The sequence below is a fragment of the Nitrospira sp. genome (genome assembly GCA_024760525.1).
In the GTDB taxonomy this organism is placed as follows: Bacteria; Nitrospirota; Nitrospiria; order Nitrospirales; family Nitrospiraceae; genus Nitrospira_D.
Window position 1 is genome coordinate 3,379,779 of the sequence record CP060499.1, and the last position, 25,968, is coordinate 3,405,746.

27 protein-coding genes are annotated in these 25,968 nt (G+C 57.2%); 4 read left to right on the forward strand and 23 right to left on the reverse strand.

Annotation, left to right across the window (positions count from 1 at the left end; genetic code table 11):
- Nucleotide 1: 1 nt before the first annotated feature.
- The 7 genes from H8K04_15910 to rpsF all read right to left on the reverse strand — a co-directional run bounded on the left by H8K04_15910 (nt 2) and on the right by rpsF (nt 4,105).
- Nucleotides 2-976 (reverse strand): ketoacyl-ACP synthase III, encoded by a 975-nt coding sequence (locus tag H8K04_15910; GenBank protein ID UVT15281.1) that lies wholly within the window; start codon nt 974-976, stop codon nt 2-4.
- Nucleotides 973-1,992, reverse strand: a complete 1,020-nt coding sequence (plsX, locus tag H8K04_15915) for a phosphate acyltransferase PlsX (protein UVT15282.1) — start codon at nt 1,990-1,992, stop codon at nt 973-975. The genes H8K04_15910 and plsX overlap by 4 nt, the downstream gene beginning before the upstream one ends.
- 224 nt (nt 1,993-2,216) lie before the next feature.
- The gene (gene rpmF, locus H8K04_15920; protein ID UVT15283.1) at nt 2,217-2,402 is read right to left on the reverse strand and encodes a 50S ribosomal protein L32; all 186 of its coding nucleotides are present in this window, start codon (nt 2,400-2,402) and stop codon (nt 2,217-2,219) included.
- A gap of 35 nt (nt 2,403-2,437) precedes the next feature.
- Complete coding sequence (locus tag H8K04_15925; GenBank protein UVT15284.1) at nt 2,438-3,097, reverse strand: DUF177 domain-containing protein; 660 nt, start codon at nt 3,095-3,097, stop codon at nt 2,438-2,440.
- On the reverse strand, nt 3,094-3,348 hold the full coding sequence (locus H8K04_15930) for a 30S ribosomal protein S18 (protein UVT15285.1): 255 nt from the start codon (nt 3,346-3,348) through the stop codon (nt 3,094-3,096). The genes H8K04_15925 and H8K04_15930 overlap by 4 nt, the downstream gene beginning before the upstream one ends.
- A 24-nt stretch (nt 3,349-3,372) precedes the next feature.
- Nucleotides 3,373-3,771: a single-stranded DNA-binding protein gene (locus H8K04_15935; GenBank protein UVT15286.1), complete on the reverse strand. Its 399-nt coding sequence runs from the start codon at nt 3,769-3,771 to the stop codon at nt 3,373-3,375.
- Nucleotides 3,758-4,105, reverse strand: coding sequence for a 30S ribosomal protein S6 (gene rpsF / locus H8K04_15940; protein UVT15287.1), 348 nt, complete (start codon nt 4,103-4,105; stop codon nt 3,758-3,760). Before rpsF ends, H8K04_15935 begins: the two co-directional genes overlap by 14 nt.
- Nucleotides 4,106-4,396: 291 nt before the next feature.
- On the opposite strand from rpsF, the gene H8K04_15945 reads away from it, so the two are divergent.
- The 3 genes from H8K04_15945 to H8K04_15955 all read left to right on the forward strand — a co-directional run bounded on the left by H8K04_15945 (nt 4,397) and on the right by H8K04_15955 (nt 9,882).
- A complete protein-coding gene (locus tag H8K04_15945; GenBank protein ID UVT15288.1) occupies nt 4,397-5,578 on the forward strand; it encodes a hypothetical protein in 1,182 nt (393 codons plus the stop codon).
- Nucleotides 5,575-8,622: a DNA polymerase III subunit alpha gene (locus tag H8K04_15950; GenBank protein ID UVT15289.1), complete on the forward strand. Its 3,048-nt coding sequence runs from the start codon at nt 5,575-5,577 to the stop codon at nt 8,620-8,622. Before H8K04_15945 ends, H8K04_15950 begins: the two co-directional genes overlap by 4 nt.
- Nucleotides 8,623-8,781: 159 nt before the next feature.
- Nucleotides 8,782-9,882 (forward strand): Fic family protein, encoded by a 1,101-nt coding sequence (locus H8K04_15955; protein ID UVT15290.1) that lies wholly within the window; start codon nt 8,782-8,784, stop codon nt 9,880-9,882.
- 226 nt (nt 9,883-10,108) lie between these two features.
- On the opposite strand, the gene ychF is transcribed toward H8K04_15955, so the two are convergent.
- The 9 genes from ychF to pgsA all read right to left on the reverse strand — a co-directional run bounded on the left by ychF (nt 10,109) and on the right by pgsA (nt 19,865).
- Nucleotides 10,109-11,200, reverse strand: coding sequence for a redox-regulated ATPase YchF (gene ychF, locus H8K04_15960; protein UVT15291.1), 1,092 nt, complete (start codon nt 11,198-11,200; stop codon nt 10,109-10,111).
- Complete coding sequence (locus H8K04_15965; GenBank protein ID UVT15292.1) at nt 11,201-11,794, reverse strand: aminoacyl-tRNA hydrolase; 594 nt, start codon at nt 11,792-11,794, stop codon at nt 11,201-11,203. It abuts the gene before it with no gap.
- Between the two features lie 2 nt (nt 11,795-11,796).
- Nucleotides 11,797-12,585: a 50S ribosomal protein L25 gene (locus H8K04_15970; GenBank protein ID UVT15293.1), complete on the reverse strand. Its 789-nt coding sequence runs from the start codon at nt 12,583-12,585 to the stop codon at nt 11,797-11,799.
- Nucleotides 12,586-12,639: 54 nt separating this feature from the next.
- Nucleotides 12,640-13,581 (reverse strand): ribose-phosphate pyrophosphokinase, encoded by a 942-nt coding sequence (locus tag H8K04_15975; protein UVT15294.1) that lies wholly within the window; start codon nt 13,579-13,581, stop codon nt 12,640-12,642.
- 206 nt (nt 13,582-13,787) lie between these two features.
- Nucleotides 13,788-14,696: a 4-(cytidine 5'-diphospho)-2-C-methyl-D-erythritol kinase gene (gene ispE / locus H8K04_15980; GenBank protein UVT15295.1), complete on the reverse strand. Its 909-nt coding sequence runs from the start codon at nt 14,694-14,696 to the stop codon at nt 13,788-13,790.
- Nucleotides 14,689-16,074 (reverse strand): sigma-54-dependent Fis family transcriptional regulator, encoded by a 1,386-nt coding sequence (locus H8K04_15985; GenBank protein UVT15296.1) that lies wholly within the window; start codon nt 16,072-16,074, stop codon nt 14,689-14,691. Before H8K04_15985 ends, ispE begins: the two co-directional genes overlap by 8 nt.
- The gene (locus H8K04_15990; GenBank protein UVT15297.1) at nt 16,059-17,753 is read right to left on the reverse strand and encodes a PAS domain S-box protein; all 1,695 of its coding nucleotides are present in this window, start codon (nt 17,751-17,753) and stop codon (nt 16,059-16,061) included. The genes H8K04_15985 and H8K04_15990 overlap by 16 nt, the downstream gene beginning before the upstream one ends.
- A 207-nt stretch (nt 17,754-17,960) precedes the next feature.
- On the reverse strand, nt 17,961-19,175 hold the full coding sequence (locus tag H8K04_15995) for a type II secretion system F family protein (GenBank protein ID UVT15298.1): 1,215 nt from the start codon (nt 19,173-19,175) through the stop codon (nt 17,961-17,963).
- A 147-nt stretch (nt 19,176-19,322) separates the two neighbouring features.
- A complete protein-coding gene (pgsA, locus tag H8K04_16000) occupies nt 19,323-19,865 on the reverse strand; it encodes a CDP-diacylglycerol--glycerol-3-phosphate 3-phosphatidyltransferase (GenBank protein ID UVT15299.1) in 543 nt (180 codons plus the stop codon).
- 154 nt (nt 19,866-20,019) lie between these two features.
- Between pgsA and H8K04_16005 the strand changes: the two genes are divergently transcribed.
- Nucleotides 20,020-20,337 carry a hypothetical protein gene (locus H8K04_16005; protein ID UVT15300.1) on the forward strand — a complete coding sequence of 106 codons (318 nt, stop codon included), beginning with the start codon at nt 20,020-20,022 and terminating at the stop codon, nt 20,335-20,337.
- Here H8K04_16005 and H8K04_16010 read toward each other — a convergent pair.
- From H8K04_16010 to ftsZ, 7 genes are all read right to left on the reverse strand, one after another.
- Complete coding sequence (locus H8K04_16010; protein UVT15301.1) at nt 20,319-21,470, reverse strand: beta-lactamase family protein; 1,152 nt, start codon at nt 21,468-21,470, stop codon at nt 20,319-20,321. The genes H8K04_16005 and H8K04_16010 overlap by 19 nt on opposite strands.
- Before the next feature lie 77 nt (nt 21,471-21,547).
- On the reverse strand, nt 21,548-22,060 hold the full coding sequence (locus tag H8K04_16015) for a DivIVA domain-containing protein (protein UVT15302.1): 513 nt from the start codon (nt 22,058-22,060) through the stop codon (nt 21,548-21,550).
- 20 nt (nt 22,061-22,080) lie between these two features.
- Nucleotides 22,081-22,377, reverse strand: a complete 297-nt coding sequence (locus H8K04_16020) for a YggT family protein (GenBank protein UVT15303.1) — start codon at nt 22,375-22,377, stop codon at nt 22,081-22,083.
- Complete coding sequence (gene proC / locus H8K04_16025) at nt 22,377-23,186, reverse strand: pyrroline-5-carboxylate reductase (GenBank protein UVT18016.1); 810 nt, start codon at nt 23,184-23,186, stop codon at nt 22,377-22,379. Before proC ends, H8K04_16020 begins: the two co-directional genes overlap by 1 nt.
- A 1-nt stretch (nt 23,187) precedes the next feature.
- Nucleotides 23,188-23,898: a YggS family pyridoxal phosphate-dependent enzyme gene (locus tag H8K04_16030; GenBank protein UVT15304.1), complete on the reverse strand. Its 711-nt coding sequence runs from the start codon at nt 23,896-23,898 to the stop codon at nt 23,188-23,190.
- An 84-nt stretch (nt 23,899-23,982) separates the two neighbouring features.
- Nucleotides 23,983-24,726, reverse strand: a complete 744-nt coding sequence (pgeF, locus tag H8K04_16035) for a peptidoglycan editing factor PgeF (GenBank protein UVT15305.1) — start codon at nt 24,724-24,726, stop codon at nt 23,983-23,985.
- A gap of 42 nt (nt 24,727-24,768) precedes the next feature.
- Nucleotides 24,769-25,965 (reverse strand): cell division protein FtsZ, encoded by a 1,197-nt coding sequence (gene ftsZ / locus H8K04_16040; protein ID UVT15306.1) that lies wholly within the window; start codon nt 25,963-25,965, stop codon nt 24,769-24,771.
- Between the last annotated feature and the right edge of the window lie 3 nt (nt 25,966-25,968).

The window sequence follows — 25,968 nt, forward strand, 5'->3', positions numbered from 1 at the left end:
CTTACCATCGGATCATCGCAGAAGCCCAAGTCAATCCTGCACCGAACGCACCAAGCATCACCAGCGAGCCATCCTTGATACGCCCTTCGCGAACCGCTTCATCCAAGGCAATTGGAATGGATGCGGCGGAGGTATTCCCATACCGATCGAGATTCAAGAGCACCTTTTCGATCGGAAGGCCAAGACGCTCAATGACCGCCCTCAGAATTCGTACGTTGGCCTGGTGCGGCACATAGAGGTCAAGATCCTCCACACGGAGATGATTGGCTGAAAGGGTCGTACGGGCGATGTCTTCCAAGGTGCGCACCGCGACTTTGAAAGTCTCGTTCCCTTTCATTTTGATGTAGTGCTGGCGTTCCGCGATCACTTTCTCGGAGGGGGGAGTACGAGAACCTCCTCCCGGTACCATAATCAACTCACAGAGGGCGCCGTCCGAGCGAAGGTGAGTGGACAAGATCCCCCGTTCCCCATCGCTGGCGCTGACGACCACCGCACCGGCCCCATCCCCAAACAGCACGCATGTGTTCCGGTCGCTCCAATCCGTGATGGCGGACATGACTTCTGAGCCGATCACGAGGACATGACGCATCCCGTTCTTGACGTACGCATCCGCCACCGAAAGCGCGTAGACAAATCCGCAACAGGCGGCCGACAGATCACAGGCCGCAGCGTTGGTCGCACCGAGCTGATGCTGGACGAGACAAGCCGTAGCCGGGAGCGGGTAATCACCCGTACAGGTGGCGACTAAAATCATGTCGATGTCGGTCGCTGCCAACCCAGCCGCAGTCAGTGCCCGTTTCCCGGCCTGAACCGCCAAATCCGAACAGGCTTCCCCGGTCGCTGCAATATGCCGCTCACGGATGCCCGTCCGTTCCCGAATCCATTCATCGGACGTGGCCACCATGCGTTCAAGATCCGCATTCGTCAGCACCCGGGCAGGCGCATAGGAGCCGGTTCCCGCAATGTAGGCTTTCATGTTCCCAATTCCACCGGTGGACGGGAACGGCTCTCGTCGATATTCCGTTGAATCAGCTCTCGCACACGGCCCTCAGCCATGCCTTTGGCCCGTCGAATCGCATTTTTGATGGCCTTAGCCGACGATCGTCCGTGGCAAATCATCGTAATCCCATTGACCCCCAGCAGTGGGGCACCGCCGAATTCGGCATAGTCGATTTTTCGCTTCAGATTCGTCAGAGGGCCGGAAATCAAGGGATAGGCCAATCGGCCCAGGAAGTGGCCGGAAATTTCCTTGAGCAGCAGCCTCTTGATCATCTCGGCAACGCCCTCGGAAATCTTCAACGCCACGTTGCCGATAAACCCGTCGCAGACGACGATATCGGCGATTCCACTGTACACATCCCGTCCCTCCACATTCCCCACAAAATTCATCGAACTCCCTTTGAGCAGCTTAAACGCCTCTTTGGTGACTTCGTTGCCCTTGCTGTCTTCTTCACCGATGCTCAGAAGACCGATACGGGGATTCGGCTTACCGAGCAGATGCTTGGCATATTCGTTTCCCATCAAGGCGAATTGCTCAAGATGCTTGGCAGTGCAGTCGACGTTGGCCCCCACATCGAGCATGATCGCTTCCCCGCTCAGCGTCGGCAGGCTGGTGGCGATCGCCGGCCGCTCAACCCCTTTTGCAAGTCCTAATACGAAGAATGCCGCCACCATGCTTGCGCCCGTGTTCCCTGGGCTCACGACCGCATCGGCATGGCCGTTCTTGACCAATTCCGTCGCGATCCAGATCGACGAGTCTCGTTTCTTCCGAGCCACCGCGGCAGGCGACTCATGCATTTCAACGACTTGGGAAGCATGCCGAATAGACAGGCGGGAGTCGAGACAGGCCAGACGCGCGCACTCCTGTTTGAGGGTCGTCTCGTCGCCGACAAGGACGACCTCGACGTCCAATTCCCTGACAGCCTGGAAAGCACCCTCGATGCACGGCGCGGGGCCATGATCGCCGCCCACGGCGTCAAGCGCGATCTTCATACGAGACAGCGTACTCACAGATGGCGTTGAACAGACAGGCTGAACACGCGTCGCCCCCCTGGGCTCACGTCAGGCGCGCTGAGACGTCAGCGCGATGGACCGATTCGCCCGAATACTTACGCAGGAAGACGCATCACGTTCGCGACATCCTGATTGCGATGGACGTCCTGTGCCCTCTTCAACACTCGGGGCCTTGGCACGTCGGCAAACCTTCCACATTCCGTTCACGCTTCTTCGACCTGAATGACTGCCTTGCCCTTGTAGGTTCCACAGTTCAAACAGGTGTAATGCGGCAACTTCAGCTCATGGCACTGGGGACAGACAGCCATCCCCGGCGGGGTCATACGCAGTTTTTGAGTGCGACGCTTGTCGCGTCTCGCCCTCGAATGTTTATGTTTTGGATTGGGCATGGTGGCTCCTTCTTCCGCTCGATCACGATCGCCGCTCAGCGATCACCGGGTTCTCGCAGTTTTCCCTTTATATCGCGCAACACGTGAAACGGACCTCCCGTCGGCGCCTCGACGCAACCACACGGGCCTTCATTCAAATCTTTTCCACAACGAGGGCATAGTCCGAGGCAGTCCTCGGAACACAGGGGATGCATCGGAGCGGCGAGAATCAATTGCTCGCGCAGCATCGGCGCCAGCTCCAGATGATCGCCCGTAAAGTAATAGAGGTCGTCGTTCTGCTCTTCGGCGTCAACTTCGACCGGTGCCGCCATTTTTTTCTTCCGCGCATCATCTCGTTTGGGGGCGGCGGGCGTCGCCTTGGCTTCCCGTTCGTAGGCCACTCGTAAAGAAAACGCCATCGGGTCTTCAAAATCTTTGAGACAGCGCACGCATTGGCGGACCGCCGTCCCTTCGACCACGCCGGTCACATAGATGGTGCGCTCGATCGCGCGAAGATCCAGTCCCACCGCCAGGGTTCCGCGAATGGACACATCCGCATCCGTCAGTTCGAGCTCTTCGCCCGTCAGGTCGCCCGACAACGACAGGCCTTCGGCCGTGATATCCGCGATTTTCGGTGTCAATACATCCATGGTCATCCTTAGCAGCGTGCCGCTGCCCCACCCCGGTGCATCGAAATCGCCCGTCACGTACGTCATCGCTCCTCGGCGAAGCTGATAATCGCGATATGCCGAGCCCGCTTGACGGCCACCGTCAGTTCACGCTGATGACGCATGCAATTCCCGGAAATGCGGCGCGGAACGATCCGTCCCCGTTCCGTCAAAAAATTCCGCAGGAGTCCGGCGTCCTTAAAATCGATCGGCGCCTTCTCCAAACAGAATCGGCAAGGACGCCTTCGCTGAAATAACCGGCCCCCACCCCCGCCACGCTCGTTTTCGCTTCGATCCATTACTGCCTCCTCATGCTCCTGCCGTTAACCTTCCTCGCCTATGTCATAGCCGGGCTCGTCGTGCATCGGAGGTTCGGCACTTGGGCCGCCATCTTGGCGCTTCGGCATAAACGTCACCGTCTGCGCGACCACTTCGTGCTTACTGCGCTTTTGGCCATCTTCAGTTTCCCATCGGCGCTGCTGCAACCGGCCTTCGACGATCGCCCCATTCCCTTTGCTCAGATACTGCCCGCAATGTTCCGCCTGCCGGCCGAACACGACAATGTCCACAAAGCAGACCTCTTCTTTCAAATCTTCGGCCTGTTTAAACCGACGGCTTACCGCGAGGCCAAAACTCGCCACCGGTGTCCCGCTCGGAGTGTACCGAAGCTCAGGATTCCTGGTGAGGTTTCCCATCAGAATGACTTTGTTAAATCCGGCCACCGTCGGACTCCTGTGCTGAAGCTTCCACCGGACGCCGTTCCACCAACGGTTTTTCGTGATGGACCGTCAAAAACTTAATGATGTTGTCTTCCAATCGATAGGCTCGTTCGAGTTCGCCGACGGTGTTGTTCGGGGCCTTAAAGTAGAAATAGGCGTAGGTGCCCTTCCGTTCGCGACGCACTTCGTAGGCGAGCTTTTTCTTCCCTAAATTTTCGGCTTTGATGAATTGGGCGCCGGTTTTGTCGGCGACATTTTTCATCTTGTCGATGAGCGTTTTCGTCTCCTCATCGGAGACGGACGGACGAATAATAAACAGAGACTCGTAGAGCTCCATGCAGCGATCCTCCTGGGCAAAGGCCCCCGAACCGGTCGGGAGCGAGGTGTAGGGCGCCTATTCGGCGAAAAGAACGGTGGACGGTAGCATAGGATTTCTTACGCTGTCAATGAATCCGGTGAGACCGCACCATCGATCGAACCCATGGAGCTCTTGTCACCGTACTCTCTGAGCGGATGAGGTTCATGGTTGAATGCCCAGATTCCAAAGGCCCGTAGGAAGTTTCCCCGCATTGACAGGAAGGTCTTCTGATTGTAACCATTGGTTACTCCTGAATCCGATTGATTCGCGATGGATCGACACATTGTCTGCCTTCACATCCCCTCCTTTGGAATCGTACTCGCCCGGGCGGGCGACGCTTCTCTCCGAAACAGACCGGTGGCCATGGCGCCGATCCATACACCGCGCGCATTGATCCGCGAGATTTCCGCCGAAGCGTTTCGTGAAGGCATTCAGCCGGGTATGGCCGTAGACTTGGCGCAGCGGATCTGTCCCGGCTTGCGAGTGGTCTCTCCGGACTCATCGCTCATACAAGCCGCGCATCGTGAACTGCAGCATCGTGTCTCGCGTGTTGCACCGATCTGGGAATCGATCAGGCCCGGTTCGCTCTTCTTGGACCTCACCGGCACAACCCACCTCTTCGGACCTCCTATCGACACGGCAACCCGCATCAGTCGAGAGTTGGCACATCAGCAGGGATGGGACAGCACCATCGGGCTGGCGGGGAACAAGCTCGTTTCGCAATTGGCCGCAACGACATTGACCAAACCTCCGCAACTCCTCTCGATCCATTCCGGCTCAGAACAATCATTCCTGGCTCCGTTGCCGACCCTGTTGCTCCCCGGCCTTCATCGCGCCCAAACCTCACGAGTCTCGCAGCGGCTGGAGGATTTGAATCTCCTCACCCTTGGTGCGATCGCCTCCGTCTCATTGACACACCTGCAAGCCGCCATCGGCGCTCCCGCTGGTTTGTTGCACGACTGGGCGCTGGGGATTGATTCCTCACCGGTCCGGTCACCGATCACGCAGCCGGTCATCGAACGTATCATTCGTGTCGATCCGGATGAAGTAGACGACCGACTCTTGTTAGGTCGATTGTACGGACTATTGGAGCAGCTTTGCGCAACGCTTCGGCAACAAGGGCGTATGTGCCGGCATATCGCACTGACGGTTCGGCACAGCGACCATGTCGAACGGACCGCGCAAGAACGCTTGCCGCACGGCACGTACTGGGAGATCGATCTCCATCCTATCGTGACACGACTCTTCTACCGGTGTTTCCGCCGGCGGATACGCCTCACCCGTCTCACACTCCAGGTCGGTCGGCTGGAATCGCCTGCCGAGCAACTTTCGCTCTTCGACGAACCGAAGCCCACAGTCCTCCCATGCTCTCACCGGCTGTCTCTGGCGTTGGATGACATTCGCGCGAAGTTTGGTGAACGGGCCCTATCCTGGGGGAGAACGTTGCGATGAACTCTCACCCGTTCGTGCACCTGCATGTCCATTCGGACTATTCACCGATGCGCGGCGTGTCATCGTTGGAAGAACTCTGCGTTTCGGCACACCGGCAAGGGTCGCCGGCCATGGCGTTGACCGATACGAACGGCTTGTACGGTGCGATTCGATTTGTCGAGCACGCTAAGCACCAGCGGCTCCGGCCGATTCTCGGCGCCGAACTGACGACGGCCGATCATCGGGCGGTCTTGCTGGCAAAAACACCGGACGGTTACGCCAATCTCTGTCGCGTGCTGTCGGAACGGCATTGCAACCCCTCGTTCGACTTCCTCGGATCGATCTCACGCTATCGGGACGGTCTGATCCTTTTCACAGATGACGAAGCGGCGCTCATGGCTTGGGCCAAAGAGTCACGGCAAGATCTCTATGTCGAAGTGACACCTGGGCTCACGATGCACCATACACTGCTCTTCAGTCGCCATATCGAGCTTCCACCTGTCGCCACCAACCGCGTGTACTTCTCCCAAGCAGACGGCTTTGCCACGCATCGCCTATTGCGTGCCATCGCCCTCAGCACAACTCTGTCACGGTTGCCGGAAGATGCCTGTGGTCGACCCACGCAATGGCTGATGCCGCCTACGCTCATGGCATCTCAATTCCCTCACATCACGGAAGCAGTGGAGAACACCGTCCGTATCGCCGACGCGTGTTACAGCGACTGGCGTTTCGGCGAAACCATCTTCCCGGCCTTTCGCCGGCTGACCGACGCAGACGCATTCATGACGCTCAAAGAAAAGACCTATTCCGGGGCACATGAACGATATGGTGCCATTTCGCAAGAGATTCGCGATCGGATTGAAAAAGAGTTGGCGATCATCCGAGAGAAACGTTTTGCCCACTATTTTCTGGTCGTGGAAGACATCGTCCAGGAGTCAAAGCGGACCACCTGTGGCCGTGGTTCAGTCGCGGCCTCGATCGTCTCGTATTGTCTCAACATCACCCATGTCGATCCGATCAAGCACCACCTCTTCTTTGAACGGTTTCTCAATCCCGGCCGCAAGGATCCACCGGACATCGATATCGATTTTGCGTGGGACGAGCGCGATGACGTTTTGGGATGGGTATTCAAGCAGTATGGCGACCGCCAGGCTGCCATGGTGGCGAACCAAAACAGCCTCGGCTTCCGGGCCGCAATCCGCGAAGTCGCCAAAGTGTACGGCATGCCGGCCGACGAAATCGGCAGGGTGTCTTCACGCGTGGTACGTCAAAAAGATCTCCTTGGCTTTTCCACTCCACCGACCATCCGGCAATGGCTCCATCGATTGTCACAAATCCTACGACTGAAAGCGCCGTGGCCCGAGATTTTGGCTCAGGCGCTGAGGGCACAGAACCACTTTCGTCATCTTTCTATGCACTGCGGTGGGGTCGTCATCGTGCCGGACGACATTCGGCGCTATGTGCCGGTCGAGATCACGGCGAAGGGCCTTCCCGTTATCCAATGGGAAAAAGATCAGACAGAGGACGCCGGGCTCGTAAAGATTGACATCTTAGGCAACCGGTCGCTGGGCGTCATTCGGGATGCCTTAGTCGCCATCGCCACGCACACGGGCCGGCAGATCGATTATGAAGCCTGGGATCCATTGAATGATCCTGCCACGCAGGAAGCAATCCGATGCGGCAATACGATCGGGTGCTTCTACATCGAATCGCCCGCCACCCGTCTTTTATTGAGAAAGCTATGGATCGGCATGCCGCCTCACCGCCGTGCGGTTGCCGATGTATTCGAGTATCTGGTCATGGTTTCGTCCCTGGTCAGACCTGCCACCACTCCCTTCGTCGAAGACTTCATCCGACGAGCGCAAGAAGATTCCTGCGCCTACTGGCATGACAAGTTGAAGGGAGTTTTGGATGAAACACACGGCATCATGACGTATCAGGAAGACGTCTCGAAGGTGGCGATGGCCCTGGCGGACTTTTCTGTCGAAGACGCGGATCAGCTGCGCAAGATCATCAGCAAGAAGCACAAACAACGGCAACTACAGGACTACTATCAGCAGTTTTGCCGCGGAGCAGAAAAGAATCATGCTTCACTGGAGATCATCGACAGAATCTGGAAGATGATCATGAGTTTCGCCGGCTACAGTTTTTGCAAACCTCATTCGGCCAGCTATGCGCAGGTGTCGTTCAAATCCGCGTATCTCCGAACTCACTATCCGGCGGAATTCATTGCCGCCGTCATCAGCAACCAGGGGGGCTTTTATTCGACTTTCGCATACGTCTCGGAGGCCAGGCGCATGGGATTGGCCATCCTCCTGCCGGACATCAACGCAAGCGATTGGGCCTACCGCGGTAAAGGCGAACGGCTGCGGATGGGCCTGATGCAGATCAAGACCATCCCTCAAGAGTTCGGCGAAAGAATTGTCGGGGAACGTACTCAGAATGGCTTCTATCGGTCGTTTCAGGATTTTCTGGGGCGTGTGAAGCCGGAGCCGGCGCATGCCAGAACATTGGTCCGCGCCGGCTGCTGTGACTCCATCGCCGGCGAGCTGACAAGACCGGCCTTGCTCTGGCGCCTGTACGCAGGAAGCGATTCCACGTCAAACCCCTTGCCGGTGCCCGACGACTATTCTGCTGTTCAGAAGCGGGCCCATGAAATCGAGTCGTTCGGATTTCTTGCCAGCCGCCATCCTTTGACCCTTTACCGCAAGCAGATCGAACAGCTCCGACCGGTGCCGGCCTCCCAGATGCATCGCTTCGTCGGCCAGCGCATCACGATGGTCGGCTTGCTAATCACGGAAAAGGCCGCTGAAACGAAGCACGGCCATGCCATGGAATTTATGACCCTCGAAGACGTCAGCGCACTGTACGACGTCACGCTGTTCCCCGACGTCTACCGCCGTTGCTGTCATCTGCTCTCGCCAAACCAACCATACGTGGTTCGTGGACTGGTAGAAGAAACATTCGGTGTCGTGACACTGACCGTGCATGATCTCCGACTCCTGGAACCGACCATGGGCGACATACGGGACCGGTTGAGCCGGCATGAATACGCTGGTAATTGATAGCACCCACCCAGCCCAATGAGCCGGAAACCCTTTTCGACGTGGATTCTGTGCTCTATAAATCCGCTGATGCCTACATCCTGTTAGTGAGCCGATTTCATCTTTAATCGGCTCATATTTAATGCTTTCCATGAGCCGATTAGCTGATATAATCGGCTCATGACGTACAATTGGCAGCAACCGGACTGGCCTGACTTTCAATATGACCTCTCTGGAATGGAGGAAGCTCTGTTCCAGCTTGCCGAAAAAACCGGTCGAGCCAGCGGGCTCCTCAAAGGACTGACAGCTGACGCGCAGATAGAGGCAATGATCGAAATGATGGTGGTTGAAGCGATCAAGACTTCTGCGATCGAAGGAGAGCTGCTGAGCCGAAAGGACGTCATGTCTTCGATCCGGAAGAATCTGGGGATAGAGACAGGCCAGCCTACCGGGGACAAACGCGCCCAAGGCACCGCCGCGCTGATGCTCGCGGTCCGCAACGGTTTCGCCGTTCCCCTGTCGAAGGAGACACTCTTCGAATGGCACCGCATGATCATGACTGGACACCGACACGTGGCTGCGGGGCAATGGCGAACCCATACTGAACCGATGCAGGTCGTATCCGGCGCAGTGGGACGTGAACAGGTGCATTTTGAAGCCCCGCCGTCGTCGCGCGTTCCGGAAGAAATGGCGCGGTTCATCCAATGGTTCAACGACACGGCGCCCGGTGGATCGAAAGAAATCCGCAAGGTCGCTGTGCGTTCTGCCATCGCCCACCTCTATTTCGAATCCATCCATCCCTTTGAAGACGGCAATGGGCGGATTGGAAGGGCATTGTCCGAAATGGCCTTGTCGCAGGGGCTCGGACAGCCTGCCTTACTCAGTCTGTCGCGAGCCATCGAAGCCACGCGGCGGGACTACTATGATGCGCTGAAAGTGGCGCAGCAGGCGAACGAAGTAACACCCTGGATCACATGGTTCGTCAACAAGGTCCTGGAGGCGCAGACTCAAGCTGAAGAACAGATTGATTTTACCCTGAAGAAGACGCGACTCTTTGACCGGTTTCGGGATCAACTCAACGACCGACAGACGAAGATTCTTCGCCGCATGCTGGAGGAAGGACCGAAAGGCTTCGAAGGAGGCATGAGCGCCAAGAAATACATGTCACTCACCGGCGCGTCAAAAGCGACCGCGACACGCGATTTGCAGGATCTGGCAGAGAAGGGCATCTTCGCGCCGGCCGGCGGCGGCCGGAGCACGCGTTACCAGATCAGCTTGTAGCCACACGACGAACAGTCAGAAGAAAACAGGTTTCACAATGACCTTAAGCCCTCCAGCCTTGAGGAAGGGGCGCTGGTGAGATCTCATCGAGGCTTCAGCGACATGAGTTGGACGCACGACGAGATGTAGGACGTGACGATCATGGACGAGGGAATCACCCGCTGCCCTTCGCGGAAGCACCGTTATGGTGAACCAAGCGATGGCAACAGGATTCGCGAGTGAATGACTAGACGTTAAATCTAAAGTAGACGATATCCGCTTCTTTGATGACGTAGTCTTTGCCTTCTAGGCGGAAGAGTCCCTTCTCCTTCACTTTCGCTTCCGTCCCGCAAGCCAGCAGATCGTCGTAGTGATAGACCTCGGCGCGGATGAAGCCGCGTTCCATGTCGGAGTGGATTTTGCCCGCCGCTTGAGGCGCCTTGGTGCCCCGTGGAATCGGCCAGGCGCGAGATTCGATCTCGCCGGCGGTGAAGAAGGTCACCAAATCCAGCAGGGTATAGGCTTCGCGCGTCAACCGCACAAGTCCTGATTCGGTCAGCCCCATTTCGTTCAGAAAGTCCGCCCGCTCGCTCTCAGGCAACGACGACAACTCCGCTTCCAGCTGCCCGCAGATCGTCACGACCCGGGCGCCACGCTTCGCCGCAAACTCGCGTACCGTCTGCACCATGGCCTCATCGGCATTCTTCCCCTCGGAGACATTGGCGATAAACAGAACCGGTTTGGCGGAGAGCAATTGACATTCGTTGAGAATCAACCGCTCTTCCACCGGATATTCCCGGTTGCCCAACCACTCGCCTTTATCGAGCAACCCGATCAGTTTGGCGAGAAACTCCACTTCGAACGCGGCCTTCTTGTCTCCCGCTCTCACCTTTTTCTCGGTCTTTTGCTTCCGACGATCGAGAGTCTCCAAATCAGATAACATGAGCTCGGTTTCGATCACCCCGATATCACGGAGCGGATCGATCCCGCCGCTGACGTGAACCACGTCGGTTCCTTGGAAACACCGCACAACATGCAGCAACGCATCCACTTCGCGGATGTGGCCAAGAAATTGATTGCCGAGTCCTTCGCCTTTGCTGGCCCCCTCGACGAGCCCGGCGATGTCTCGCACTTCCAGCGTGCTGTAGGTCGTTCTCTTCGACGTGAAGATCTCGGTCAGCTTGATGAGGCGGGGGTCCGGAACCAGTGCAATGCCGGTGTTGGGATCCACCGTCGCAAAAGGATAATTGGCCGCCAAGGCGCCGCCGCCGGTCAGCGCATTGAAGACGGTGGTCTTGCCGACGTTCGGCAAGCCGATCATGCCGCAACAGAGGCCCATTTAGTTCGTGTCCTCTTCTTCGTTCGTGAGCTTTTCCCTGACATTGAACTGATTCATCGCGACCTCCGGTCCTCGATGAATCAGACATTCCAGTGCATCGACGGCTCGATCGAGACAAGGTTCAAAGACGACCAACTCATCTTTCGACACCGGCTCCAAGACATAGTCGGCGGAATCTTGGCCCGGGGCAGGCCGGCCGATCCCGATCTTCATCCTGACAAACTGCGGAGTTCCGAGCGACTCGATGATGGACTTGATCCCGTTATGTCCCCCATTGCCCCCGGCCAGTTTAATCCGCAGCCGCCCTGGCTCCAGGTCCAGATCATCGTGGACGACAATGAGATCGCCGGGGGTGAGCGTGAATTCGCGCAGGAGGCCTTTCAGTGGAGGACCGGAAATATTCATCCAGTCGAGCAGGCCGGCAAGCTCGATCAGTTCCCTTCCAAGTCGCCCGGAGCCTCGCTGGGCTGTGCCGCGAGGTGAGAGCCGGATCGACCATCGAGCGGCAGCCCGTTCGATGACCCACATACCGACATTGTGGCGGGTCTGGGCGTAGGCTCTGCCGGGGTTGCCCAGTCCAACGAGAAGGCGCAATGTTACTTCTTCTTTTCGGCTTCTTTCTTTTCAGCCTTGGGAGCCGCGGCGGCTTCTTTCTTTTCTCCTGCCTTGGCTTCCCCGGCAGGCGCTGCCGCACCCGCTTTGGCTGGTTCGGCACCCGCAGCACCTTCAGCCCCAGCCGCTGCTTCCTTACCTTTCGCCAGAACCTCCGGCTCCCCTGCGGGGCCCGCGGTGCTGGTGAGCAAGGCTTCGAGTTTAGCGTCCGACATCGGCGCAGCGACGCTGACGACCATCTGATCAGGATCGTCCAAGAAACGGACCCCTTCGCGCGCTCCAAGGTCCTTCAAATGAATACCACTGCCGATGGTCAACGATGAAGCGTCGATCTCGACGTGGTCCGGTAGCGCCGCTGGAAGACATTCTACGTGCACCTCGCGCATGTTGTGGTGCAACACACCGCCTTCTTTGACTCCGGCGGGAACCCCGCCGATGACCTTGATGGGGACTTTCACCCGAATCGGCTTGCTCATGGAAATCTCAAAGAGATCTGCATGCAACACAGCCCCACTGACCGGATCCACCTGAAAATCCCGCAGCAACGCGGTGCGATTCGGCTTGGACTTGGCGCCGTTCACCGTCAGAGAGATCAACGCGGTACTACCGGCATGAGATTTTAAAATTTTGATTAATTCATCGGGGTTGACGGTCAGCAAGAGACATTCCCCTTGGCCGTAGAGCACCGCCGGGATTTTTCCCGACCGCCGCATGGACCGTGCGGCGCCCTTGCCCGCTTGTTCTCTCACTGCCACTGTCAAATCGAATTTCATGATCTTCCTCCGTCTCCTCCGCTTCCGACGCCATACCCCGTCGATACGGGTCGCTCAGGCAAATAGTGAACTCACCGACTCATCTTCATGAATCCGTCTGATGGCCTCCCCTAGCAGAGGCGCCACCGACAATTGATGCAACTTCGGGCAAACCAGTTCTTTCCCCCGCAGCGGAATGGTGTTGGTCACGACGACCTGAGACAGACACGACGCCTGTAGTCGTTCCAAGGCCGGCCCAGATAGCACCGCATGCGTGCACGCCGTCATCACTTCCCGGGCTCCTTGATCGACGCAGGCCTGGGCGCCTTGCACAATCGTGCCGGCCGTATCGATCATGTCATCCAAGAGCAACACGCTTTTCCCTTGCACGTCGCCGATGATGTTCATAATCTGCGCCTGGTTTGGGCCTTCGCGCCGCTTGTCGATGATCGCCAGATTGGCCTGGAGACGTTTTGCAAATGCCCTGGCCCGCTCCACACCGCCGGCATCCGGCGACACGACGACCATGTCCGCAACTTGTTTCTTCACAATGTAGTCCAGCAAGACCGGGAGCGCATACAAATGGTCCACCGGCACGTTGAAAAACCCTTGGATCTGTCCGGCGTGAAGGTCCATCGACAATACACGATCGGCACCGGCGGTCGTCATCAAGTCCGCAACCAACTTCGCGGTGATGGGAACACGCGGTTGATCCTTGCGGTCCTGACGAGCGTACCCGAAATAGGGCACAACGGCGGTGATGCGGTTCGCCGACGAACGTTTCAATGCATCGATAATGATCAACAACTCCATCACGGAATCATTGACCGGCTGACAACAGGACTGCACGACGAACACGTCGGCGCCCCGCACATTCTCATCGATCTTGACCCGAATCTCTCCGTCGCTGAAAGACGCGACGGTGGCTTCACCCAACTTCTGCCCGAGATAGGCACAGATTTCATGGGCAAGCGATAGGTTGGCGTTGCCGGAGAAAATTTTCAGTTCCCTGTTCATAAGGCTTGCCTGGGCCGTCTTCTCGCGTGTCACTAACGTCCTGGATTCTCTAGTGGTTCTTGTGCGGTGAGTGAAGGCGGTTTCGGTCAACCGTCCCCTCGGTCGCTGCACACACTACTGGGGAAACCAATCAAAGGGTGAAACTGTATCGGAAATCTCAGGCTTCTGTCAATAAACGCGCGCCGATACTTTTAGGGATGGACCGGCTAGGAATGAGAACACATGGCCGCCGTGAACACCTTGAAATGCGGCTCGTTTGAAAAAACCGTCTCTGCGTGACGGGCCGCGGCCTCGCCACGAAACACACCGAAAACCGTCGCACCGCTGCCTGATAGCAACGCAGCCTCGGCCCCTGCCGCCAGCAGCTGCCGTTTAATATCGTCGAGCGCGGGATGCGCCTTAAATACAGGCGACTCAAAGTCATTTTCTGCTGTCTCAAGCACGTGTTCCCATTCTAATTCACGTGTTGCCCCCAGCGAGGCGTGAGAATCGGACAACGGCACAATTCCGGTTCGGCTTGTGGAGAGCTGCTGATACGCCCACTTCGTTTCGACCGGGAAGCCCGGATTGACCAAGACCGCCCATCGACTTCCAGTGATGTGCACCGGGGTCACCTTCTCACCTCGCCCCTCCACGATCGCAGAAGGGGCGAAAAAGAAAAACGGCACATCGCTTCCGAGCGCTTGACCGACCTCGGCCATCTTCTCCGCCGACCATCCTAACCTCAACAGCCGGTTCAGTCCGAGGATGGTCGCAGCCGCGTCGCTGCTCCCGCCTCCTAACCCAGCCCCCATCGGGATCCGCTTTGTGAGGGTCACGTCCAATCCAACGGGTCGTCCACTCTGTTCGAGCACCGCCGCCGCAGCACGATAGACCAGATTGGAAGGATCCATGCTCAAGGACGGTTCATCGCATCGCAATGCGATGGTCGTATCACCGTGATTGATGGAAATCGAGAGTTCGTCTTCCAGCCTCACCGTCTGCATCAATGACCAGAGGTTATGGTAGCCGTCAGGTCGACGGTCCAAGATTCGGAGCACGAGATTGATCTTGGCAGGCGCAGGAACGGTAATCGACGAAGGGGAACCTGTCGATGCAGGAGAGGGATTAGTCACGACCTCCTTTTATAGCATACTTCTCCAATCGATACCGGAAGGATCTCGTGTTCAGTCGAAGCATCCGCGCGGCTTTCTTTTTGACCCATTTCGATCGCTCAAGAGCCTTCAGCAACAGATCTTTTTCGATCCCGTTGATGAGTCCTTCAAGATCCAATCCCTCGTCGGTCAAGTCCATCGGCATCGCATGTGCCTGTGACTGCGCCGCCGGGCGATGGAGCCATCCGCGCACATCTGCGTCGGTCACCGGTCCCTCCGCGGAGAACGCGACGACCCGTTCGATCAGATTTTCCAACTCGCGGACGTTGCCGCGCCATTCGTGTCCCAACAACACGTGCATCGCCTCCTGGCCGATCACGGGCTTGGGCTTGCCGCTCTCTTTCGAGAACCGCTCCAGAAAGTGATTGACCAGCAGCGGAATATCCCCCGTTCGCATGCGTAACGGCGGAAGTCGGATGGGGATGACATCCAAACGGTAGTAGAGATCTTCGCGAAACGAGCCGTCCGCGACTGCTTTTTCGAGATCCTTGTTGGTGGCTGCGACTATCCGCACATCGACTTTAATATCCTGATTGCCGCCCACCCGTCGAAATTCCCGCTCTTGGATGACACGCAGGAGCTTGACTTGAATCGTGGGAGTCGTATCGCCGATCTCGTCCAGAAAGATGGTTCCGCCGTTGGCAATCTCGAACAATCCCGCCTTATTGGCAATGGCACCCGTGAACGACCCCTTCATGTGGCCGAACAGCTCGCTCTCCAACAGAGTTTCCGGCACCGCGCTGCAATTGACGGCGACAAACGGAAGAGCGCTTCTGACGCTGTTGTAATGTATGGCGCGCGCGACCAACTCTTTTCCCGTTCCACTTTCACCGCAGATCAACACGTTGCTTTTCGAATCGGCGACTTTTCGGACCACGTCGAATACTTTTTGCATCGCCTCACTTTGGCCGACTAACTGCGCGAAGGACGATTGGCTCGCCATCTCGCGCTTGAGCAGCATGTTCTCGGTCGAGAGGCGCCGTTTTTCCAGCGCGTTGCGAATGATCAACTGGACTTCATCGACCTGAAAGGGCTTCGTCAGATAGTCATACGCGCCCTGCTTCATGGCTTCGACTGCAGAATCAGCGGTCGCAAAGGCCGTGATGATCAGCACCACCGTTTCAGGAGAGGTCGACTTCACCGCCTTGAGGATCTCCATTCCATCGACCTTCGGCATCCGCAAATCGGTGATCACCAGATCGAAGATTTCCTTGTGCAGGAGTTCGATCGCTTCTTCGCCATCCATGGCGCTGGTCACGGCATATCCCGCTCGTTTGAGCATGATGCTCAATACTTCGCGCAAGCTTTGCTCGTCATCAACGACTAGGATCTTTTCCACGGCTCTCTACCCTCGTGCCACAGACGTACCCCTGAATCTGCCGTGCGAGGCAGGCAGACTCCGAATCGAGTGCCTTGACCTTCCTGACTTTCCACTTTGATCCACCCACCGTGAAGGTCGACGATACGATGGACCGCGGCCAATCCCAACCCAGAACCTCGTTTTTTGGTGGTAAAGAACGGGAGAAAGATCTTATCGAGATTGTTCTTCGGAATGCCTTCCCCGGTATCATGGAAGGATACTTCGACCACCTCCGCCTTGCGCCCCGCGACATCGATCTTTCTGCTTCCCGTCGTGATCGTCAGCTGTCCTCCCGTGGGCATCGCATCGAAGGCATTGACCGCCAAATTCCAAAACACCTGCTTCATTTGATCCTGATCCACTTGCGCAGGCAAAGCCTCACTGCACGGAGCCGTCGCGATGGTGATGTTCGTTCTGGCTCGTGCTTCATGGTGTACCAGATCAAGGGTCTCGGCAAGGACTTTGTTTAAATCGTGCTCCGCCAAATTCAGCGCCGGAGGTCTCGCGTACTGAAGAAACTCGGTAATGATCGTATCCAATCGAGTCGCTTCCCGAATGGCAATCTCCGTCAACCGCCGGCTGGTTTCATCGGCATGGAGATCCTTTCGAAGCATTTGCATGGCGCCGGCGAGCGCGCCCAACGGGTTTCGGATTTCGTGCGCCATGCCCGCCGACATCTCTCCAAGACCGGCCAGCCATTCTTTGCGCCGCATTTCTTCTTCCAGATCACGGATCTGTGTGAGATCCTTGAACACTCCGACAAGGCCCGTCTTTTCCCCTCGTTCATGTAACGGCGCGAGCGTCATGCCGAGGATCAACCGATTGCCGTCGAACCGTTTGCACTCGACTTCAAAGCGCAAGTTGGCGGAGGCATCGTGCATGTGGTCGTCTTCTTGCTGGCTGGGATGCCAATTGAACACCTCCCGCCAGGGCCGCCCGTGAACTTGTTCAAAGCTGTAGCCCGTAGCTTCCTGCGCCGCAGGATTAAATGACGTGATCCGACCTTGTTCGTCGGTTGTAAACACACCGCTGCTGATACTATGAACGATATTCTCATGGAACGCCTGAAGGCGGCTCAGCCCCTGTTCTTTCTCACGAAGCGATTGATCTGCCAGCCGTAGCTGATCCGCGAGCGCCCCGCTCAAAAACCCGACGACCAGGAACGCCAGACTGTACACACCAAACGCCTGGAGCGTTTCCGCAGCGCTCAGCCGAGAAGGCGGAAGCCAGCCCCATATCTCGGCAAGTCCATACAGCTGCATATTGGTCAACATTCCGAACAGGATGATGCAGAGGCTGGCCGTCAGGAGGCCCACACGGCGCCGCGGAACCAAACTGGCGACCGTCACACTGATGACATAGAGCACCGCGAAGGGACTTTCGATTCCTCCGGTTCTTGCGATCAATACCGTTTCCAGCATGAAATCGACGGCGATCTGAGTCCACGCAAACTGTACGAGCACTTCGGGGTCGGTAAGCTGGCGAACCACCAACGCGTAGAGAATGGTAACAGCATACGTAAAGATGATCAGAGCATAGAAGGTTTCGACACGTTCGCCCTTCGTGACTTGGAACGCAAGGGATAATCCCAGGAGGAGCGTGACGAGAACGACTCGCCACCCCATTAACCGGTAGATTCTGGTCTTGATATCCGCCACGCAATAACACTCCGTCTAGCGAACAGCTTCCACCGTCACGGCTCCCGGGTCACTGTGACTGTGCATGAAGTTCCATCTGACAGAAGTATGTCTGGAAAGGAGATCGCTCGCTATTGAATCGATGCAGGAGTTCACCGAGAAGTCGGCGCAGCTTCATTGCCCGAACATGTGGGCAACGAAGCCGCCGTTTAAGCATGAGTTGGGCGCTTAACCGATCGCGGACGCCATTGTAAAAATCGGGAGATACATCGCGACCACGATGAATCCGACGGTGACGCCCAAGAACACCATCATCATCGGTTCCAAGAGTGCCGTGAGGTTCCCCACCGCTTCATCGACTTCGTCCTCGTAGAAATCCGCGATTTTTCCGAGCATGTTATCCAACGCACCCGTCGACTCTCCGACCGAGATCATGTGGGTCACCATCTTGGGAAACGTTCCGCTTTTCGCGAGAGGCTCGGAGATCGTCTTTCCTCCGCTGATGCTGATTTTTGCATCAAGCAATGCTCCTTCCACGACCTTGTTCCCGGAGGTCTTCGCGCAAATCGTCAAGGCTTCCAGCAGCGGGACCCCGCTGGCCAACAGCGTTCCCAGTGTACGCGTAAATTTGGCCACGGATGCCTTTCTGACGAGGTCCCCGAACACGGGCAACTTCAGTATGAGCTTGTCGATGGCCAACCTGCCCTGCGGAGTCGCGTAATATTTCTTGACGGCGACCACAAGCGCCACGATGACGCCCAAAATGATGTACCAATTCCCCTGCGCGAAATTACTCGCGTCGATGACAAGCTGCGTCGGTGCCGGCAGGGCCATCTTCCCGCCGGACATTTCCTTGAACATCTTTTCGAATACCGGGATAACCCAGATCATCAAGACCGTGATCACGATCGCGGCGATCCCGACGATGGCCGCGGGATAGACCAATGCGCTCTTGATCTGCCCCTTCAACTTCATCGCCTTCTCGATGTGTTTGGAGAGACGGCCCAGAATCGTGTCCAGCAACCCTCCGACTTCACCGGCATGCACCATGTTGACATACAGGTCATCGAAGATCTTGGGGTGTTTGTGGAGCGCATCGGAAAACGTCGAGCCGCCCTCGACCATTCCTTTCACTTCCCCGACAGCTTTCCTCAGAGGCACGCTCTCCGACTGCGTCGAAAGAATCTCCAGACACTGGATAAGGGGTAATCCGGCATTGATCATGGTTCCGAATTGTCTGGTAAAGACAACCAGGTCCTTTTCGCTTACTCCGCTCCCCAGGCGAAGGCTGAAACCTTCCTTGGCAGCCTTTTCTTCGAGACTGGTCACCACGACGCTTTGTTTGCGCAGCTGTTCCACCGCTTCATCGCGTGACTTTGCGACAAGCTCCCCTTTTTTCACCGCTCCTGATTTACTCCGTCCGACATACGCAAACGTGGCCATAGGTGTTCGTCCTGTTGTGGCTCTCTGAGCCGGTTGAAGAGGAAGGCTAGGACTACAAAACGAGTCTACTGGTGGGTCAAAAACCTGTCAAAAACTATTGCATTATTTACCGAAGCCGTTCGGCGCAGGATCTTTACGGTAAGCCCCTTAAGCAAGGGGGGGGGCGGTATTCGCGTCTCGATACCCTCGATAGAGATAGTGCAACCCTGAAGCCAGGGTGAACGCAACCATCACCACAAGAAGCGGGGTAAGCACACCGCGATCATGTTCTCGCCACGTCAAGAGGACGGTCAGGAGAACGTAGCTTAACTGCAACATCGTCGTTCCCTTGCCTAGGAACGTCGGTGCCACGTTGATCGGCGTACTGGTGACATGCGCGACCGCTGTCCCCAACAAGAGAATCAGGTCTCGACTGACCACGAGGATGACAAGCCATGACGGGATTAGATGCAGGATTGCGAGCGAGATGAAGCTCGAGGTCAGCAGCACCTTGTCTGCAAGGGGATCCAGTAATGTCCCCAACCTCGTTCGCTGGTTCAGTTTGCGCGCAATATAACCGTCGATGGCATCCGTCAGTCCTGCGACAAGCAGCGTCAGAAGCGCCAACCCGTATGACCCGTAGGTCATAAACCCGATGTACACAGGGACCAAGAGGATGCGAAGAATCGTGAGGCTATTGGGAATGTTCATACGGTGGGGGTTGGACCGGCCTCCGACTGGATGAGGGAAGGCATCATAGTAAGCGAGGCTAAGCTTGTCAACGAGTTGCAGGCACGGAGGACGACCTTCTATAATCGCCGGAGTTATCCTCGTCGTCCACTGTTTGCCGGAAGGATGAAGAAGTATGAGTACGCTGCCGCTGATGTTCAAAAAAGAAGGATTGGTCGAGAAGCACCAAATCGAGGGAGTAGATCCGAGCGACCGGTATTTCAACCGCGCAATTTTGGTCAACCGGACATCGGCAGGATATTCGGCCAAGGTGATGTATGAAGCCCTCATTGTTGAGAGTCGGTCGCACTCTACCGTTGCGGCAGCGGTGAAGGAACTGGTCGAAAAGCTTCAGGATGTGGGATTCACGCGCATGAGAACACGCACCAATTTCAAGGGCACGCGTTATCTGGCAGAAAAAGAGACGTGGATTGACTACCCGGATCGGCCTTGACCGACCCCGACGAACGCCTGATACACCAGGTCATGAATCACGGGTCGGAACTCCCGAATGGCTTCATTCCGGCTCGAAGGATGTACGCGATTGGAGAGCAGCACGACCTCTAATTCCCGAACCGGATCGATCCAGATCGAAGTCCCCGTGTAGCCGAGATGGCCGAATGATCGATCGGCGAAGTAGCGCCCCGAAGATGACGGCACCGATACCGTATCCCATCCGAGCGCCCAACTCGATGTTCCTTCCTGTTTCTGGCGCCGTGTAAATTCCTGAACGATGCCCTGATCGAGAATAGCTGCCCGCCCGTGATAGGCCCGCAGCCATACACCCGTGATCCCCAGCACAGCGTCGGCGTTTCCGAATAACCCGGCATGACCAGCCTCGCCGCCCAGTGCGGCTGCATTCTGATCGTGCACTTCCCCGCATAGGAGATGACCTCGCCATGAGTCAACTTCTGTCGGCGCCACGCCGCTTCCATCCTCGCTTGCCTTCTCAAGAAACGCACGTAATCGTTCCGGCGCAACGAATTCAACCTGGACGCCGCCCAGAGGGCCCACAATGTGCTCACGAAAAAAGTCGTTCATCGATTGCCGGCTGTGCCGTTCAACAATAAAGCCGAGCAACATGAAGCCGAGATCACTGTAGAGGCTGCGCGTGCCTTGTGCATACACGAGCGCTTCAGATCGGATAAGACCGAGCATTGACTGCTTCGCTTGCTCCCTCTCGTGATGTGATGAAGGAACCTGTCCGTCCGGGGTGAGGCGTTCGTAGAATCCTCGCCATCCCGGCAATCCGGAAGAATGTGTCAGCAAATGCCGAAGCGTGGCTGTGCCGATCGGGGCATCGGTGCAGTCGGGTAGATGGTCGGCCACGGTATCCTCAAGCCGGCAGCGGCCCGTCTGGATCAGTAAGGCAAGAGCCGTGACGGTCGCCAAGGGCTTGGTCAACGAGGCCAAATCATAGATGGTGGAAGCGTTCACGGGAGGCCCTAGCGGGGAAGTCGAAAGCCGTCCGGCAACGAAGCGAGAAACCGGCCGGTCTCCGCACCGCACTGCCAATACCGCCCCAGGGAACACGCCGCCGCTCACGGCCCGATCGAGGGCTGATTGAATGATCTGTAGCTCAGACATGGGGATGATGGCCGACCCGAGAGGTGCACGAGAAATGAGCAGCACCGCCCACTGGCGACACCATCAGCTATACAACATCAACGGGTGGGACTCGACTCACCTTCCATCTTCTCTTCCTGCATGGCGCTATGGTCCTGATACGCCTCACTAGCCTCCACGTCCAACATTCGTTCGAACGTATGCAGCGTTGCGCGCATCCGCTCAACCATGAGCAACCGTTGCTTTTGCAGCATGGATAGATCGCGTTGCGTAGTGCCCAATTCGGCTCGTGCTTGTCGGAACAGCTCGCTCGCCTTCAATTCCGCTTCTTTCACAATCAATTCGGCGTCCCGCTGAGCACTTCGCTTGACGTCATCAGCCAGCGACTGAGCGGAGACCAAGGTGTTGGACAGCGTCGCCTCGGTCCGTTTCAGGTCAGAAACCTGTTGCTCGAGCGACACAATCCGGTCACGCAACGTCATATTATCGCGGTTTAGGGACTCGACCGTTTGCGCGATCTCCTCCAAAAAGCGGTTTACTTCTTCGCGATCATAGCCACGAAGTTTGACTTGAAAGACCATCTGCTGAATATCGAGCGGTGTGATCTTCATGGCATCCCCCATTGGTTGAGTCAGTTCATCCGCAACGCAAAATCTTTAATCGACTGCACCACCGCGATCTGCACAAACCAGATCCCCACGATGACGACCAGCGGCGACCAATCGATGCCCATCCCCCAACCCAGTCTCCGTCGGAGCGGAGCCAAGACCGGTTCCGTTGCGCGAGTCAGGAATTGGACGATCGGATTCCACGGGTCCGGATTTACCCAAGAGATGAGTGCCCGTGCAATCACGATCCAGCTATAGAACGTCAGCGCATAATCCAGCACGGTCGCAAAACCCAACAACGTATTTCCCAGCACGAACATCAGCTTCCAAGCTCCTGAGAACGTTTCGTGGCAGCTTCAACGGCATCGATCAACACAGCTCGAAGGCCGCCCTGCTCCAGTCGATGCAGGCCCGCGATGGTCGTTCCACCGGGAGAGGCAACCTGATCCTTGAGGCGAGCAGGATGTTGCCCAGTCTCCAAGACCAACCGGGCGGCACCCAACACGGTTTGCGCTGCGAGCAGGCCGGCCGTATCCCTCGGCAACCCCATTTTTACCCCACCATCGGCCATGGCTTCTATCGCGAGAAACACGTATGCAGGTCCGCTTCCGCTTAACCCGGTCACCGCATCCATGAGACGCTCCTCGACAGAGACGACTCTGCCCACTGATTCGAAGATCTGCCGGGCGCAGGCGATTCCGTCTTCACCCACTCCGGGCCCGATCGCCAACGCCGTCATCCCTTCCCCGACCATCGCCGGCGTATTCGGCATGGCACGAACGACCCGGGTGTGCCGCCCACACGCGTCCATGATTCGGCTGATTCGCACGCCGGCAGCCACTGAAATCACGAGCCGCTTGGCCGAGACGGTGCCGACCCCCTTAAGGGCTTCTGCCATCATCTGCGGTTTGACGGCCAGGACGACGACGTCGCTCGAGCCAATGATGTCATGATTCGAGAGACCGACCTGCACCCCGTATAGCTTCTTGAGGTGATCCAGCCGGGTTGCATCCGGATCAGCCACCTGGATCTGTTCAGACTTGTATACTTTGGCCGAGAGAACTCCACTAATCAACGCCTCCGCCATGCGACCGCCGCCGATAAAGCCAAGATGTCTTGCGGGAACCATCCTAGGCATCGCGTGCTCCAAAGAGAGCGGTGCCGACACGGACCAGTGTCGCCCCTTCCTCGATGGCGGCTTCATAGTCGTTCGACATGCCCATCGACAGTTCCTCCATGCTCACGGAGGGTATCTGGAACGCCACGATCTGGCGAGCCAATTCCCTGAGTTTCCTGAAATACGGTCGAGCCGAGTCCGGATCAGCGGTTGGTGGGGGGATCGTCATGAGACCTTTGATAGAGATATGGGGAAGTTCCGCCATGCTCGATAGCGATCGCATCACGTCGTCCGCACGAAACCCTGTCTTCGTGGGCTCATCTCCGATATTCACTTCCAGCAAGACATTCTGTCGGCGGCCGGCCTCTCCCGCACGACGGTCGATTTCATGCGCCAGGTCCAGGCTGTCCACCGAATGAATCAAGTCGAATACACCGATCACTGACCGCACTTTCCTCCGCTGGAGGTGCCCGATAAAATGCCATTGCACGGACGCCTGAGAAAGCGCGGGTATCTTAGAAAGCGCTTCCTGCACACGATTTTCGCCCAAGATGGACAAGCCGGCGCGCATCCCTTCCGCAATGTGGTCGACCATCACGGTTTTTGTCGCAGCCACGAGTCGAACGCTGCCGCCGGGGCGTCCGGCCCTTTCTTCGGCTGACCGAATTCTCGTCAGTACCGTTCGAACACGCGTGGCGATCGTCTCTTGGATGAGCGGGTCCATCGTCCATTCTCATGAGTCGCGGCCGCTCATTCAGCGAACCGTCCCTATTCTAGCGGAAGAACCTGAGAATTGGCAGAGTCTGAGCTATCTTCGCTTCAGCGGCAAGCCGATTGCGCTAACCATAGTCCCGTTGACTTTGCCCTCTCGCCGATAGGAAAAAAAGAGATCTCCATGGCAAATGGTACAGAGGTTCACGGTCGTGATGGACTGAGGAACGGCCCCAAAGGCCTGTGCTTGTTCTTTGACGAGTGCTTTCAAATCAAGGTGTGTTTTTCCGCCCTTCCTGCTTCGAATCACCTTGTCCCAACCTGCAAACTCCTTACGCAAGCTGTTCAGAACGGGCTCATCCACCTCATAGCAACAGACACCGGCGGACGGTCCGATACTGATACGGATCTCTTCAGGAACTGAGCCGAAGCGAGCCTGTAACAGCGCCAGTGTTTTGGGTACGATCCCGCCAACAGCTCCCCGCCAGCCGGCATGGATCGCGGCGACGACACGACGCTTGGAGTCATGCATCAATATCGGAACGCAATCCGCTGTCCGCACGGCTACCATGATCCCGGGCCGATCAGTCACCAAGGCGTCCCATCCGCCGATAAATCGATCCGTTGAAGCGAGTGCACGATCGACTACGAGGGCATCCGTCCCATGGACCTGCTTGACAGAAAGCGTCCATGAAGACGACGCGGTCCCTTGTAGTCCTCGCAATGGAACACCCACTTCAAGGTCGAACCCCGCGGCATGCCGGCGGGTCCCGAAAAAATGACGGATCTGACTCCGAGCATCCGCAAATGCCGGGACAGTAATGACCGATGGACTCGTCATCTCAACGCCCAACCCCGCAGGATGTGACGACCGGGACGGGAACTAGTCCGCTTGTTTGCGAAGAAACGTCGGAACATCCCATTCATCTTCGGCCGCCAAACCAACTCGGTCCAAGGATTCCCGCGCATCGGTCATTCGTCTCAAAAACGTGGGGCGGTCCAGATCCTTCATCGGTCGATCCATCCCAACGGAGGCGCCCACGCCTGCCAACACCGGTTGCACAGGTTTGGCCGGCCGATTGGTTCCCCGGTCCATCCCCATCGTGGCAGCTGCTGCATCCTCTTCTCGTTCAAATCCGGTCGCGATCACCGTAATGACGAGTTCGTCTCCCATGTCGGGGTTGATGACCTGCCCGACGATGATATTGGCTTCCGGATCCGCCGTCTGCTGAATGATGGACGCAGCCTCCTCGATTTCATGCAGCGACATACTGGGACCTCCCGTAATGTTCAGGAGAACTCCACGGGCGCCTTCGACGCTTCCTTCTTCCAGGAGAGGACTGCACATGGCCCTTTGGGCCGCTTCGATCGCCCGGTTCGGCCCACGGGAAACGCCCATGCCCATGACCGCTCGTCCGGTGTGCGACATCACCGTGCGGACGTCGGCAAAATCGACGTTCACATGGCCGGTGGTGGTAATGACATCGGCGATGCCTTGAATGGCTTGTCGCAATACATCGTCCGCGACCTTGAACGCTTCCAGCAAGGGAGTTGATTTGTCGACGATCCCCAGCAGCCGCTGATTGGGAATCACGAGTAATGTATCGACATGCCGGCGCAGGTCCCGGATTCCCTCTTCGGCATGCTTGTGTCGCCGTTGGCCTTCATACTGAAACGGCTTCGTCACGACGCCTACCGTGAGAATACCCATTTCGCGGGCAATGCTGGCCACGATGGGAGCGGCTCCGGTCCCGGTTCCTCCACCCATTCCCGCGGTGACGAAGACCATATCGGCCCCTTCGAGACATTCACGGATGTGCTCCTTGCTTTCAAGCGCCGCGTCCCGACCGACTTCCGGCTTTGCCCCCGCGCCCAACCCCCTGGTCCGTTCCGGCCCGAGTTGGATCTTGAAGGAAGCCAGGGACCGGTCAAGTGCCTGAAGGTCGGTGTTGCTCGCGATAAAATCGACACGAGCTAACCCGGAGGTGATCATCGTGTTGATCGCATTGCATCCGGCGCCGCCGATCCCGATCACCTTGATACGGACCGGCGACAGCACATCTTCCTGGAATGAGAACATTGG